The following is a 261-nucleotide window of genomic DNA, read 5'->3' on the forward strand; positions in this document are numbered from 1 at the left end:
ATTTCTTCCTGTCTCGACATCTGATTCATGGCATTGCTGTCTTCTTTAGAAATGATTCCGGCCATCTGATAGCAGAATACAGAAAAAAGATGTTCTACAATTTCTTTTTTATACGTCATTTCAGTATCTGAATCGAGGATATACTTTAAAAAATTAACGCTTTTCCATACGACTTCCATTTCATCGGCTTGAAAAGGAACACCAATGTTCATTTGCTGACGGAAATACCTGTACGTTATTAATCTGTTGAATTTTAATGAT

The 261-nt window shown here is 34.1% G+C and carries 1 protein-coding gene; it reads right to left on the reverse strand.

The features are described 5' to 3' along the window. A partial coding sequence (locus tag ACPYOM_RS22880; RefSeq protein ID WP_481347723.1) for a hypothetical protein occupies nt 1-212 on the reverse strand: 212 nt, incomplete at its 3' end. Between the last annotated feature and the right edge of the window lie 49 nt (nt 213-261).

This window comes from Monashia sp. HAY1-2A, assembly GCF_056755315.1.